Source organism: Luteibacter sp. 621, assembly GCF_050435445.1.
Taxonomy (GTDB): Bacteria; Pseudomonadota; Gammaproteobacteria; order Xanthomonadales; family Rhodanobacteraceae; genus Luteibacter.
Genome location: NZ_JBNDKI010000012.1, coordinates 16,152 through 30,008, shown reverse-complemented (window position 1 = coordinate 30,008; position 13,857 = coordinate 16,152). Strand labels below are relative to the sequence as shown.

Below are 13,857 nucleotides of genomic sequence, written 5' to 3'. Positions count from 1 at the left end.
GTTCGCCCCATGACCGACTCCCGCGACGCCCGCGCCGATGCCTTGCTCAACGCCGTGAACAACGACGGCGGGCAACGGTTGAAGATCTTCCTCGGCGCCGCCCCGGGCGTCGGCAAGACCTACGCCATGCTTTCGGCCGCGCGTGACCTGCGCCGCCAGGGTATCGACGTGGTGATCGGCTTTGTTGAGACGCACGGCCGCGCGGAAACGGCAGCGTTGCTGGAAGGCATGGAGATCCTGCCGACCCGCGCGGTCCACTACGCCGGGCGCGACTTCCAGGAGTTCGACCTGGAAGCGGCGCTGGCGCGCAAGCCTGCCGTGCTGGTGGTCGACGAGCTGCCGCACACCAACCTGCCGGGTGGCCGGCACACGCGCCGGTGGCAGGACATCGCTGACCTGCTGGATGCAGGGATCGAGGTCTACACAGCGCTGAACGTACAGCACCTGGAAAGCCTCAACGACCAGGTGCGCCGGATTACCAACGTGGCCGTGCGCGAAACCGTGCCGGATGCCTTCCTTGATCGCGTGCGTGACATTGTCCTGATCGACTTGCCGCCGCGCGAACTGATCGCCCGGTTGAAACAGGGCAAGGTGTACGTGCCGGAAACCGCGGCCGTGGCGCTGGATGCGTTCTTTTCGCCCACCAACCTCGCGGCGTTGCGCGAGCTCGCCGTGGAAACCGTGGCCCACCACGTGGACAGCGACCTGCGCGAGCATATGCTGGCTCGTGGCGGGGCCATGCCGGTGCGCCGACGCACCATGGCCGCCATCGATGGCCACGCGCAGAGCGAGTACCTGGTGCGGATGACCCGGCGTATCGCCGAGCGTCGCGGAGGGCCGTGGAGCGTGCTGTTTGTCGATACGGGCAGCGTGGACGGCGAGCGGCGTGAACGCGTCGATGCCGCCATGCGGCTGGCCCGCCGTCTGGGCGGCGAGCCGGTGATCCTGCGTGGCCACGCCATCGCCGACGAGCTGCTGGCCTGGGCCGATCGCGAAGGCGTCGGCCAGATCGTCGTGGGCCGCACGCGCGAGCGGCCCATTGCCCGCCGCCTGGGCTGGTCGCTCACCCAGCAGCTGCTTCGCCGTGGCGCACACCTTGAACTGACCATCGTGGCGACACCGGCCGAACGGGCGCGTGCCCGCCGCCGGCTGCGCTTTGCCGATGGCAACGGCACGCGCCGCGAGTACGCGTTTGCCACGGCAGCCACCGCGGTGGCCATGGCGCTGTCGTTCGTCGCCGATCGCATCCTCTCCGTCGCCAACCTGTCGCTGATCTTCCTCACCACGGTGCTGGTGGTCGCGGCGCGCACGCGCATGGCCGTCGCCGTCTACACCGCCATCCTCTGCTTCCTCGGCTACAACTTTTTCTTCGCCCCGCCGCGCTACACGCTGGCTATCGCGAACGCGGATGACGTGCTCGCCGTCACCTTGTTCCTCGTCGCGGCACTGGTATGCAGCCGGCTCGCCACGCGCCTGGCCGGGCAGGTGCAGTCACTGCGCGCGGCGCAGGTGCGCGGCCGCGTGCTGGTCGCACTTGGCCAGCAGCTCGCCACGAGCGCCGACGCCGAAGGCATTCGCACGGCAGGCGCGCGTGCCCTGGCGCGTGCGCTGGATGCCGAAGTCGCCATGATCGCGCGCGATGCCAGCGCCGATCTTCAGGTAGTGGCGTCCAGCCCGGATGCGTTCGCGCTCTCGACCCAGGACCGTGCCGCTGCCGATTGGTCGGAGGCGCATGCCGAGCCGGCCGGCCGCTACACCGATACCCTCAACGGCGCCTCGTGCTGGATGCTGCCGCTCGGCACTGAGCAGCGTCGTGCCGGTGTCGCAGCGCTTCGCTTCCCGCTGAATGCGCGCGAGCCCGATGCGGACCGTCGTGGGCTTGCGCTGGCCATGGCCGAAGATATCGCGCAGGCCCTGGAACGCGCGCGGCTAGCCGTGGAACTGGAAAGCGCCCGTGTACAGGGCGAGACCGAGCGCCTGCGTAGCGCACTGCTTTCCTCCGTATCGCATGACCTGCGCTCGCCGCTGGCGTCCATGATCGGCTCGGCGGGCACATTGCTGAGCTACGACGCCCAGTTGCCAGAGGCCGAACGCCACGAGCTGCTGCAAGCGATCCTTGGCGAAGGCCAGCGCCTGGACCGCTACATCCAGAATCTGTTGGACATGACCCGGCTGGGCCACGGCACCCTCAAGCTCAACCGCGACTGGGTGGATGCGGGAGAAATCGTCGCGGCGGCGGTGGCCCGCCTGCGCAAGCTGTTCCCGGATACACGGGTGGACATGCACCTGCCGCACGATACGGTGCTGTTGCATGTGCATCCCGCGCTGATCGAGCAGGCGCTGTTCAACATCCTGGAGAACGCGGCGCGCTTCTCACCGCCCGACGAGGCGATCCGCGTCATCGTCCGTACCGAAGCCGGGCGCTTGCTGGTTGACGTGGCCGACCGGGGTCCCGGCATTCCCGATGACGAACGCGCGCGGATCTTCGACATGTTCTATTCGGTATCGCGCGGCGATCGTGGCAAGCAGGGTACCGGCCTGGGCCTCGCTATCTGCCGCGGCATGGTCGGTGCGCACGGCGGTACGGTGGAGGCCTTGCCCCACGCGGGCAATGGCACGACCATCCGGGTCTCCCTGCCCCTGCCACCGCCGCCTGAAGAGACCGTATGAACTCCACCGCACCGCGCGTCCTGGTGATCGATGATGAAGCGCAGATCCGCCGCTTCCTCGATATCGGCCTGCGTGCGGAGGGCTACCAGGTGCTTCTCGCCAGCACGGGTGAGGAGGGGCTTGGATTGGCCGCGACGCAATCGCCCGATCTGGTCGTGCTCGATATTGGGCTGCCCGACATGGAAGGCCACGACGTGCTGCGCGAACTGCGCCGCTGGAGCGCCGTGCCGGTGTTGATGCTTTCTGTGCGCGATGCCGAGAGCGAAAAGGTGAAGGCGCTCGATTCCGGCGCCAATGACTACGTGACCAAGCCGTTCGGTATCCAGGAGCTCATGGCGCGCCTGCGCGTATTGCTGCGCCAGGGCGCGAAGGCGGGCGAACCGGATGCACCCGTGCGCTACGACGACGGCTCGCTGGTGGTCGACCTGGCACGGCGTGACGTATTCCTCGATGGCGCGGCGGTGGCGCTGACCCGCAAGGAGTTCGCCGTGCTCTCCATGCTGGTACGCCACCCCGGCCGCGTGGTGAGCCAGCAGCAGATCCTGCGCGACATATGGGGGCCCACGCACGTGCAGGACACCCACTACCTGCGCATCGTGATGGGCAAGCTACGCCAGAAGCTGGGCGATGACGCCGCGACTCCGCGCTGGCTGAAGACCGAACCCGGCGTGGGCTACCGTTTTCCGGCCAGTTAGCGCCCACAGGGCCGTCATGCGTGCCGTTGGGCGTGACCGCGATCACGCGATGTGCAATCGGCCGCATTTCTCAGAATAGTCTGATTCCATTCGCGCTCCCGTCCCCGCAGGCTCGTCGGCCCTTGTTGGTACCGGAGCCTGTCCATGCGCCTTCCTTTCATCGCCGCCTTGCTTGGCCTCGTTGCCATGCCCGCCGCCGCAGCCACGCAATGCGGCACGGAGCGCTACGTGTTCGGTAACCACAACTTCCCTTCGCACGAGGAAGCACTGGCGCAGTGCCAGCGGGAGGAGGCGGAGATGACCAACGGCGAGACCGGCACGTACGAGCGTGCCGGCGGCTGCCACGACATTGGCGACACCGGCGAACACGAGGGATGGATGTATGGCCGGGTCGCGCTTGACGTGGTCGCGCGCGATTCGGGTGATCCTTATACGTTCGAAGGCTTGTGGATGTGCAAGCCCGTGGCGGAATAGCCCACGCCTAAGCCGCTGCGGCCTGGCGTGACAGATAACGCCCGGGCGTATCGCCGAAGGCCTTACGGAACATGGCGACGAAGGCGCTAGGTGTGGCGTAGCCAAGGGAATCGGCGATGGTGGCCACCGCTTCGCCTTCGGCCAGGCGCTCCAGGGCGCGGGTGAGCCGCGCGGTCTGCCGCCACTGCGCCACGCTGCACTGGGTTTCCTCGCGGAATAGCCGGGTGAGCGTGCGCACCGAAAGCCCGGCCCATGCGGCCCAATCCTCGATGCTGCGGGTGTCCTCGGGGTGCTCGACCATGGCCATGGCCACACGGCGTAATCGGCGGTCGCTGGGCATGGGCAGGTGCATGCGCTCCACCGGGGCATGGCGGATCTCATCCAGCAGAACCGCGAGCAGGCGCTCCCGCTCCGGGGTCATCGGTGCATCGGGCGCCCAGGTCGCTGCGCGCTTCACCACCGCACGGAACACGTCATCCACGCCGACCACGCACGCGTGGTCGGGCAGGCCCTGGGAGGCCTCCGGCGAAACAAAGACGCCCCAGGCCCGGCTCGGGCCGGAAATACTCACCGTATGCAGCAGGCCCGGCGGCATCCAGCCAGCCCGGTGCGGGGGCAGAAGATACGTGCCACGGTCAGTACGGGTGATGATAAGGCCTTGCTCAACATAGAAAAACTGACCGCGCACATGGCTGTGCCAGTCGATCTCGAGCAGCGCCGTATCGCGTTCCGCCGCGTAGGCGAGCACGTGCGGGCCATCGGCCCGGTCGAACAGCTCGTGGAACTCAGTTTTATCCATTTTGGCCGGATCTCGACACTATTTGGCCCGATAACGATATCAGGCCGATAGGGTACATGTATAACATTTGCATCCCCAAGTAACTGTCCCGCGCGCGGCATCCGCCGAGAGCCCGCGTGCCGGACCTCGACGCCGGAGGTCCCCATGATCCGCCTCGTCACCACCGATCTTTCCGAACTTCAGGACGACACCGCGGCCGGCGATGCGCTGGTCACGTTCGTCGCCTGTGCCCACGCCATGCTTGATGCCACAACGCCTGAGGAGCAGCGCCGACGCCTGGAGCCGCGGCTTTTGGCCCAGTTGCCGACCCTGAGGGCGCTGGGGGTATTCGACCTTTTCGAGGTTCGCGACCCCGCCCTGGCGGCCCTGCTGGCCGACGAGGAGTAGTACCGCCAAGCCAGAAATATATGACGCAAGTATATTTGCCTTGACAATTAATCCTGAGGCAATAGAATGCGCGTCCATGAATACCAACCTGTGCATTTCCCCGGACGGCCGCGATAGCCTCGGCGCCCTCATCGGCATGGTCCGCGGCGAAATCGTGCGGGCCATCGAGGCGGACCTCGCGGCGCTGGGCGCCGATCTGAAGTTCACCCAGTTCCACGTGCTCAAGCGCCTCGCCAACATGGGCCCGATGACGGCCACCGAGCTGGCCCGCGCCGTGGACCTGGATGGTGGTGCCATGACCCGCCAGCTGGACCAGCTGGAAGCCAAGGGCTACCTGCGCCGCCAGCCGCACGAGCAGGACCGCCGCGCGCTGCGCATCGACCTCACCGAGGCCGGCCTGGCGCTGTGGCGCCACCTGCACGAAAGCAACGTCGCCACGCTGGAGCGCGCACAGAAGGATCTGTCCGCCGAAGAGCGCAGCCAGCTACTCGATTACCTGCAGCGCGTGTTGTGCGTGCTGCGCGACAAGAACTGATCTAAAAAACCTGAGGCAAAACGCATGCGTCTGCACACTCTCGTGGCGGCCATCGGTGCCGCCTTCGTCCTTTCCGGCTGTGTCACCAGCCGCGGACTGGAACCGCAGGGCCACCTGACTGACCCGGCCACCCTCCACGCCGACAAGAGCCTGGCCAAGGGCGATGCCGCCGCGGCCACCTGGCCGGCGGCCGACTGGTGGACGGGCCTGGGCGATGCCCGCCTGTCCGCGCTGATCGATGAGGCCCTGAAGGACAACCCGAACCTTGCAGCCGCCGATGCGCGCGTGCGCCAGGCCCAGGCCCAGGCCGGTTCGGCCGATGCCAACCGCGCACCCACGTTCAACGTGGGTGGCGGCGCGGCGGGCGCGCACCTGCCGGGCACGATCTTTGGCTCGGACATGGGCAACCACTTCAGCTGGACGAAGTACGGTTACGGCAACTTCAACTGGGACCTGGACCTGTGGGGCGGCAAGCGCGATGCGTTCGAAGCCGCTGTCGGTTCGGAGCGCGCCGCTGAAGTCGATGCCCGCGCGGCGCGCATCGAGATCTCGACCAACGTGGCCCGCGCCTACGTGCAGCTCGGCTACGCGTTCGATCAGATGGATGTGGCCAAGGCCGAACTGGACCGCAGCCGCGCCTCGCGCGACCTGACCAAACAGCGCGTCGCCGCCGGCGTGGATAACCAGATCCAGGTCAAGCAGTCCGATAGTGAAGTCGCTTCCGCCGAGCGTGAAATGGCCGTAGCCCAGCGCGCGATCGATTCAGCCCGCACCTCGCTCAGCGTGCTATTGGGCAAGGGCCCGGATCGCGGCCTGGAGATCGATCGCCCCACCACGCTGCAGCCGTCCACCGTCGCGGTGCCGGCCAATGTGCCCGCCGATATCCTCGGCCACCGCGCCGATCTGGTCGCCGCGCGCTGGCGCGTGGAAGCCGCATCGAAGGACATCAGCTCGGCGAAGAAGGAATTCCTGCCCAACGTCTCGCTCGGCATCCTTGCCGCGCAGGTGGCCGGTGGCTCGGAAAACCTGTTCGCTGCGCAGGCGCGCTTCTGGCAGGTACTGCCCGCCTTCAGCCTGCCGATCTTCGATGGTGGCCGCCGCCGCGCGAACCTTGCCGGCAAGGATGCGCAGTACGACCTGGCCGTGGCCCAGTACAACCAGACCCTGGTGGGCGCGGTGAACGAGGTGGCCGATGACCTGGCCGGCCTGGATTCGCTCAATGCGCAGATGCAAGCCCAGCAGCGCGCGCACGATGCCGCGCAGCAGGCCTACGACCTGGCGCAGCAGCGCTACAAGGCCGGCGTCGGCAGTTACCTCGATTCGCTCGTAGTGCGCCAGCAGTTGCTTGAGGCCGAACAGCGCCTTGTCGGCCTGCGCGCCGAGCAGGTCGATACCTCGGTACAGCTTATCCAGGCGCTTGGTGGCGGCTTCCGCCCCGAGGCCGGCGACCAGCCCGTCGCCGACGCCGCTACCCATTAAGAACACACACACTTTCCAAGGCACCCAACGATGTCCCAAGAAACTATAGCCCCGACCGGCGCTACCGTTGCGCCACCGCCGAAGAGCCGTCGTGGGTTCTTCCTGAAACTGCTCGTCGTTATCATCATCCTGGCCGCCATTGGCTGGACGGTGTGGTATTTCGTGGATGGCCGCTGGTATGAAGATACCGATGACGCGTACGTCAACGGCAACGTCGTGCAGATCACGCCGCAGATCGCAGGCACCGTTACCTCGATCGGCGCCGATGATGGCGACCTGGTGCACCAGGGCGACGTGCTGGTGAAGCTCGACCCGAGCGATGCCGAAGTGGCCCTGGAAAGCGCCCGCGCCAACCTCGCTACCACCGTGCGCCGCGTGCGCGGCCTGTACAACAACGTGACCTCGGCGCAGGCCGATGTCGCCGTGCGCCAGACCGCCGTCGACCGCGCCCGCGCCGACTACAACCGCCGTCGTGACCTCGCCAAGAGCGGTGCCATCTCCGCGGAAGAACTGTCGCACGCACTCGATACGCTCACCTCAGCCGAGAGCAGCCTGTCGTCGGCGAAGCAGTCGTACAGCAGCAGCAAGGTGCTGGTGGATGACACCGTCGTCGCCTCCCACCCGGATGTGCGCGCCGCGGCTGCCAAGCTGCGTTCGGCCTACCTCGACTTCGTGCGTTCCACGCTCGTCGCGCCGGTGGACGGTTATGTGGCCAAGCGCAGCGTGCAGGTGGGCCAGCGTGTCCAGCCGGGCGCCGCCCTGATGGCCGTGGTGCCGCTGCATGAAGTGTGGATCGATGCCAACTTCAAGGAAACCCAGCTCACCCACATGCGCATCGGCCAGCCGGTGGATGTGACCGCCGATGTGTACGGCAGCGATGTCGTGTACAAGGCCAAGGTGCGTAGCCTGGGCGTGGGTAGCGGCAGCGCGTTCTCGATCCTGCCGGCGCAGAACGCTACCGGTAACTGGATCAAGATCGTGCAGCGCGTGCCGGTCCGCGTGGTGTTCACCGAGCCGAAGCAGCTGGAAGACAAGCCGCTGCGCCTGGGCCTGTCGACCAAGGTTACCGTCTCGCTGCACGACCAGAGCGGCGCCCTGCTCGCCCAGCAGGCGCCGACCAAGCCCGAATTCTCGACGCCCGTGTATGACAAGCAGCTGGCCGATGCCGACCAGGATATCGCCCGCGTCATCCACGAGAACGCGTCGGCCGGCGATGGCGCCGAGCAGCAGAAGGCGCCGAAGTAAGGGAACGGTTCGCAGGCGCGCGGGTTTCACCGGCGCGCCTGCTTCGCCCTCCTTGCGACTCATCAAACACCAGGCTTATTCATGAGCACCGAATTTCGACCGCCCAATCTGGCGCTGTCCACGGTCGGGTTATCGCTCGCGACCTTCATGCAGGTGCTGGACACCACCATCGCGAACGTGTCGCTGCCGACCATCGCGGGCAACCTTGGCGTCAGCTCCAACCAGAGCACGTGGGTGATCACGTCGTTCGCGGTAAGCAACGCGATCGCGCTGCCGCTGACCGGCTTCCTTACCCGCCGCTTTGGCGAAACCAAGCTGTTCGTATGGGCCACGCTGCTGTTCTCGCTAGCCTCGTTCCTGTGCGGTATCGCGCAGAGCATGAGCATGCTCATCCTGTTCCGCGCCATCCAGGGTGCGGTGGCAGGCCCGATGTACCCGATCACGCAGTCGTTGCTGATCTCGATTTACCCACCGGCCAAACGCGGTATGGCGCTGGCACTGCTGGCGATGGTGACCGTGGTCGCGCCCATCGCGGGCCCGATCCTGGGTGGCTGGATCACGGATAACTACACCTGGCCGTGGATCTTCTTCATCAACGTGCCGATCGGTATCTTCGCCAGCTTTGTCGTGGCGAACCAGATGAAGGGGCGCCCGGAGACGACCGAGCGGCCCAAGGTCGATTACGTGGGCCTCATCACGCTGATCGTCGGCGTGGGTGCGCTGCAGGTGGTACTCGACAAAGGCAATGACGAAGACTGGTTCAATTCCACCTTCATCATCATCACCGCGATCGTCGCCGCGATCGGCCTGGCCGTGTTCCTGATCTGGGAACTCACGGACAAGGACCCGATCGTGAACCTGAAGCTGTTCCGCCACCGTAACTTCGCCATGGGCACGTTGTGCCTGGTGCTGGCGTACGCGGCCTTCTTCGCGATCGGCCTTCTGGTGCCGCAGTGGTTGCAACGCAACGTGGGCTATACCTCCACGTGGGCGGGCCTGGCCGCGGCGCCGTTGGGCATCATCCCGGTGATCCTCACGCCGTTCGTGGGCCGTTATGCGCACAAGTTCGATTTGCGCATCCTGGCTTCCGGCGCGTTCCTGGTGATGGGCGCGACCTGCTTCATGCGTTCGGATTTCTACCTGGATATCAACTTCTACAGCGTGGCCATGGTCCAGCTGATCCAGGGCCTGGGCGTGGCGTTGTTCTTCATGCCGGTGCTATCGATCCTGCTTTCCGACCTGCAGCCGCGGGAGATCGCGGCGGGCTCGGGCCTGGCGACGTTCCTGCGTACGCTGGGCGGCAGCTTCGCGGCCTCGCTCACCACGTTCCTGTGGGATCACCGAGCCATCGTGCATCACGAGCGGCTGGCCGAGAACTTCACGCCGTTCAACCCCACCACCACGCAGGCACTGACCCAGATCGGCCATGGCGATTCGCAATACGCCGCGTCCTCGGTCAACGCGATGATCACCAACCAGGCTTACCAGATCTCGTTCAACGAGGTGTTCTACATGCTTGGCTTCGTGTTCCTGGCACTGATCCTGGTGGTGTGGCTGGCCAAGCCGCCATTTGCGGCGAAGGCGGGCCCGGCGGCTTCGGGGCATTGATGTTCCGGTGCCATCGCTTCGTTGGCATTTCGCGCGCAAGCGCGCTCCTACAGGCGTGCGTGCTCTTGTAGGAGCGTGCTTGCACGCGATGCACGACGCGAAAACGCACCAGAAAAGAAGGGCCCGGCATTGCCGGGCCCTTCTTTTCTTGCGATGTGCGCCCAGGTCAGATATCGAACCCGATACCTACCAGGCCCATCGTCTCGCCACGGTTCGGCTCCTTGAAGCTGCCGTTGGAGATGTGGCGGACCTGGAAGCTGATGTTCTTCCACTGCCAGCCCAGCGTGCTCACGAACTCGTAGCCCGAGGACAGCGCCTGGGTGCGGCCGCCGGCCGTGCCGGCCAGCTGGAAGCTGAAGAAGAACGGGTGGTACCAGTCGCCATCCACGCCGTAGTGAAGGCGGGCGCCGGCGGCGCCGACCCAGACGTTGTTGGTCACGCCCGGGTGAGAATCTTCGTAGCGGCCAATATCACGGCCCTTGATATAGCCGATCGACACATCCGGCGACCAGGTGAACCGGCTGGCGCCGATCTGGCGCGCATCGAACACCGATTCGATGAAAAAGGCGTTCGTGCCATGACTATCCATGTAGCTCCGCCCGCCCTGTACCTCGATATGGGTCTCGGCGGTGGCGGGGAGCGCGGCGGCGGAAAGCGAAAGGGCGGCAACAATGCCAAGTGCGACGCGGGACGAGCGCATGGGGGAACTGGTCCTTATGGTGGGACGTTTGTGTGCGGAGCTAATTGTGAACTGAATCGTTCGGTAAATAGTGTTGAGCGCGCGTGAATAAAGGGGGTAGGGAAAGAATATTTCTGCCGATAAAGCGCAGGATTGCACTGACGTGTTGCAGCCGCCTTTCTTCGCCATCTCAAGCCGCCGCCTCCGTTGCCGATAAGGCCCATAGGCTCCGCCACGGTGGACCCGGCGGATAACTTATAAGGCGGAAGGGACGTTGACAGGGGCGGTGGACAAAGGAGCGACCAAGCTGCGAGCGCGCCGTATCCGGCTGGCGCTCTGGCTGGCCGCAGCTGCCCTTTCGGTCGGTGTGGTCGCGATCGTGGCCCGCCTGCAGCTGGATGCGTACGAGCGCATGGTGGGCTCCAGCCACCGGCAGATCGCTGGCGCGGCGTCCGGCGTCATCCGGTCGCTGGACCAGGACATCGATTCCAGCCTTGGGCCTCTGCTGGCGCTGCGTAACGGCGTGACCAGCGCCGACCCGGGCCCGCTCAATACCGCGCTTGCCGAGGTACATGCCCGGCACCCGGAACTGGCCAACTTCGTGGCCCTCGATGCCGCGGGCAATGTCGTCGCCTCCACGCGCCCGCCACGACCGGGCGACTGGCACCCCGTGCTGAAGGCGCCCCGCCACACGGCCCTGGGGGCGAGCGTGCGTGTGAGCATCACCGCCGCGCAACCCGATCTTGGCCCGACGGTACGGGTGCTGGTCGATTCGCGCGTGGCGCAACCGGCGGCCTTCGGTGCGCGCATCGACAGCGAACGCGCCAGCGACATGCTGCGCCACTCCATGCTCAGCGGCTCGGCCGTGCTCAGCGTGTTCTCCACCGATGGGCAACTTTTTGCGAGTAACCGCGATAACGTCGCACAGCACTGGACCCGCCGGGATGTCGTGCCTGGTGCCAGCGGTACTTACGACGAAGACAGCTACATGTACGCATGGGCCACCTCGGCCACGTACCCGCTCGTCGTCCGCGTCGGTGTCGATCGCACCGCCATCCGTGAGGAATGGTTCCGCCAGGCCCAGTCCACCGTGCTGGCGACGCTGGTGCTGTTGCTCATCCTCAATGGCCTGGCCTCATGGCTTGGCCGCGCCTACAGCCACCAGGGCACGCTGCTTGAAGCACTCACGCGTAGCGCGCGTCATCTGGGCGATGTGCAGCGCAGTGGTCATATCGGCCTGTGGGAGGCCGACCTGCGCTCGCGCAGCATCTTGTGGTCGGGCCACGTGCACGAGATTACCGGCCTGCCGCTGGAACGCATGGGCGGCCGGCTTGGCACCTACTACAAGCTGGTGCATCCCGAGGACCAGGTCGCGATCGTGGCCTGGCTTGATCGCTTCACCGATGGCGACGGCCCCTACGAGATCGAGCACCGCCTGTGCCGCCCGGATGGCAACGAAGTACGCGTGAACCTGCGCGCCGCGCGCATCACCAACGAGGAAGGGGCTACGATCCTCGCCGGTACCATCAGCGAGATCACCGCGCTGCATGAAACCCGCCAGCGCCTGCGTGAATCCGATCGTGACCTGGCGGCGAGCGAAGCTGCCTACCGCAAGCTGCTGGCGCGCATGCCCCTGCCGTTGCTTGTGGTACGCGATGACCTGATTGATTTCGCCAACCCGCTGGCCGAAGAGCGCCTGGGCGCACCGGGCGAGGGCCTGACCGGGCGCAGCGCGTCCACCTTCATGGACAGTGATGCGCTGGCGGCGATTCGCGCCGGCAGCACCGACAACGCCGGCGTCATCGCCTGGCTTGAACCCATGCGCGGCATGCCGTTCGAAGCCGAACTCGCGCTATCTGACTACAAGGATTCGCGTGGCCGCGGCACGCTGGTGATCGTGCGCGATGTGACCGAGCAGCGCCGCTACGAAGAGCGCCTGAACCACCAGGCCACGCACGACGAACTGACCGGTTTGCCTAACCGCCGCGCGTTGCGCGAGCAGCTCGATGTACTGGTGCATGAGTGCATTCGCGATAACACCGGCCTGATGGTGCTGTTCATCGATCTGGACCATTTCAAGTTCATCAACGATGCGCTGGGCCACGCGTTGGGCGACCAGGTTCTGCGCGATGTGACGCTCAAGCTCGGCGATGCACTGGATGGCCTTGGCCACGTGGGCCGGTTCGGCGGTGACGAGTTCGTTGCGATGCTGCCGTTTAGCGGCCCGCCCGCAAAGGCCCTCGATGTCTTGCCACGCATCCAGCGGGCGATCGAGGAGCCGCTGGAAGTGGCAGGCACCGTGCAGCGCCTGAAGTGCAGTATTGGCGTGGCCTTCGCCACGCGCGATGGTGCCGATGCCGAAACCCTGATCCGCAATGCGGATACCGCCATGTACGACGCGAAGCGTTCGGGCCGGCACACCTGGAAGCGTTACTCGGCAAACATGCACGCCACGGCCATGGCCAGGCTCACCGTCATCACACGCCTTGCCCCGGCGCACCTCGACCAGGAGCTTGCCCTGGCCTGGCAGACCCAGCACGACAGCCTTACCGGTAAGGCGATCGGCGTGGAAGCCTTGTTGCGCTGGCCGATGGCGCCCGGTGACCTGGCGTGGCCGGACCAGCTGATTCCGTTGCTCGAAGAGACCGGCGCCATCGTCTCGATCGGCCAATGGGTGTTGCGCGAGGCCTGCCGCCAGCAGCGCCGCGTCGTGGAGGCGCTGGGCGAGGGCTGCCGCATCGCGGTCAACATTTCCGCGCAGCAGCTGGCCCATTCCGACCTGGTCGCCGAGGTGCGCCAGGCCCTGCGCGAAACGGGCGCGAGCGCCTCCGCGCTGGAGCTGGAACTGACCGAAAGCGCGTTCATGAACGAGCCCGAGCGTGCGATCCGCACGCTGCATGAGCTGCGTGCGATGGGCGTGAGCATCGCGCTGGATGATTTCGGTACGGGCTATTCCAACCTCACCTACCTTTCACGCCTGCCGCTCGACAAGATGAAGGTGGACCGGCACTTCACTACCACGTTGCTGGAAGACACGGCCGACGCCTCGATCTGCCGCTCGATCATCTTCCTGGCCCGCAGCCTCAACCTGCAGGTGGTGGCCGAAGGCGTTGAGACCCAATCGCAGCGGGAATGGCTGGAACGGGAAGGCTGCGTCGCCATGCAGGGGTTCCTGTTCTCACGGCCGGTGCCGCTGGATGCGCTGAGCCGCGAGCCAGCCCTCATCCGCTGAACAATCCGTTCGCCCGGCGGTGATTTATCCGCGCGGCCACGATGCCTACATTGG

Annotated in this window: 11 protein-coding genes; 9 read left to right on the top strand and 2 right to left on the bottom strand. The window is 66.2% G+C overall.

Features of this window, described 5'->3' with window-relative positions; all coding sequences use genetic code 11:
• Positions 1-9: 9 nt before the first annotated feature.
• The 3 genes from ABIE56_RS13815 to ABIE56_RS13805 all read left to right on the top strand — a co-directional run bounded on the left by ABIE56_RS13815 (position 10) and on the right by ABIE56_RS13805 (position 3,839).
• The gene (locus ABIE56_RS13815; protein WP_429244364.1) at positions 10-2,670 is read left to right on the top strand and encodes an ATP-binding protein; all 2,661 of its coding nucleotides are present in this window, start codon (positions 10-12) and stop codon (positions 2,668-2,670) included.
• The gene (locus tag ABIE56_RS13810; RefSeq protein WP_429244363.1) at positions 2,667-3,365 is read left to right on the top strand and encodes a response regulator; all 699 of its coding nucleotides are present in this window, start codon (positions 2,667-2,669) and stop codon (positions 3,363-3,365) included. Before ABIE56_RS13815 ends, ABIE56_RS13810 begins: the two co-directional genes overlap by 4 nt.
• Positions 3,366-3,509: 144 nt before the next feature.
• Entirely contained in the window at positions 3,510-3,839 is a 330-nt protein-coding gene (locus tag ABIE56_RS13805; RefSeq protein WP_429244362.1) for a hypothetical protein, read from the top strand.
• A gap of 7 nt (positions 3,840-3,846) precedes the next feature.
• On the opposite strand, the gene ABIE56_RS13800 is transcribed toward ABIE56_RS13805, so the two are convergent.
• Positions 3,847-4,638, bottom strand: coding sequence for an AraC family transcriptional regulator (locus ABIE56_RS13800; RefSeq protein ID WP_429244361.1), 792 nt, complete (start codon positions 4,636-4,638; stop codon positions 3,847-3,849).
• A 144-nt stretch (positions 4,639-4,782) separates the two neighbouring features.
• Between ABIE56_RS13800 and ABIE56_RS13795 the strand changes: the two genes are divergently transcribed.
• The 5 genes from ABIE56_RS13795 to ABIE56_RS13775 all read left to right on the top strand — a co-directional run bounded on the left by ABIE56_RS13795 (position 4,783) and on the right by ABIE56_RS13775 (position 9,892).
• A complete protein-coding gene (locus ABIE56_RS13795; RefSeq protein ID WP_429244360.1) occupies positions 4,783-5,025 on the top strand; it encodes a hypothetical protein in 243 nt (80 codons plus the stop codon).
• Between the two features lie 76 nt (positions 5,026-5,101).
• Entirely contained in the window at positions 5,102-5,560 is a 459-nt protein-coding gene (locus tag ABIE56_RS13790) for a MarR family winged helix-turn-helix transcriptional regulator (protein WP_247430999.1), read from the top strand.
• Positions 5,561-5,584: 24 nt separating this feature from the next.
• Positions 5,585-7,039 carry an efflux transporter outer membrane subunit gene (locus tag ABIE56_RS13785; protein ID WP_429244359.1) on the top strand — a complete coding sequence of 485 codons (1,455 nt, stop codon included), beginning with the start codon at positions 5,585-5,587 and terminating at the stop codon, positions 7,037-7,039.
• A 30-nt stretch (positions 7,040-7,069) separates the two neighbouring features.
• Positions 7,070-8,284: an HlyD family efflux transporter periplasmic adaptor subunit gene (locus tag ABIE56_RS13780; RefSeq protein ID WP_429244358.1), complete on the top strand. Its 1,215-nt coding sequence runs from the start codon at positions 7,070-7,072 to the stop codon at positions 8,282-8,284.
• Positions 8,285-8,365: 81 nt separating this feature from the next.
• A complete protein-coding gene (locus ABIE56_RS13775; protein ID WP_429244357.1) occupies positions 8,366-9,892 on the top strand; it encodes a DHA2 family efflux MFS transporter permease subunit in 1,527 nt (508 codons plus the stop codon).
• 166 nt (positions 9,893-10,058) lie between these two features.
• Here the strand turns inward: ABIE56_RS13775 and ABIE56_RS13770 are convergent, their stop codons facing one another.
• Positions 10,059-10,592, bottom strand: a complete 534-nt coding sequence (locus tag ABIE56_RS13770; RefSeq protein WP_429244356.1) for an acyloxyacyl hydrolase — start codon at positions 10,590-10,592, stop codon at positions 10,059-10,061.
• A gap of 265 nt (positions 10,593-10,857) precedes the next feature.
• Here ABIE56_RS13770 and ABIE56_RS13765 point away from each other — a divergent pair, with 265 nt between their 5' ends.
• On the top strand, positions 10,858-13,803 hold the full coding sequence (locus tag ABIE56_RS13765; RefSeq protein ID WP_429244355.1) for a bifunctional diguanylate cyclase/phosphodiesterase: 2,946 nt from the start codon (positions 10,858-10,860) through the stop codon (positions 13,801-13,803).
• Positions 13,804-13,857 lie beyond the last annotated feature (54 nt).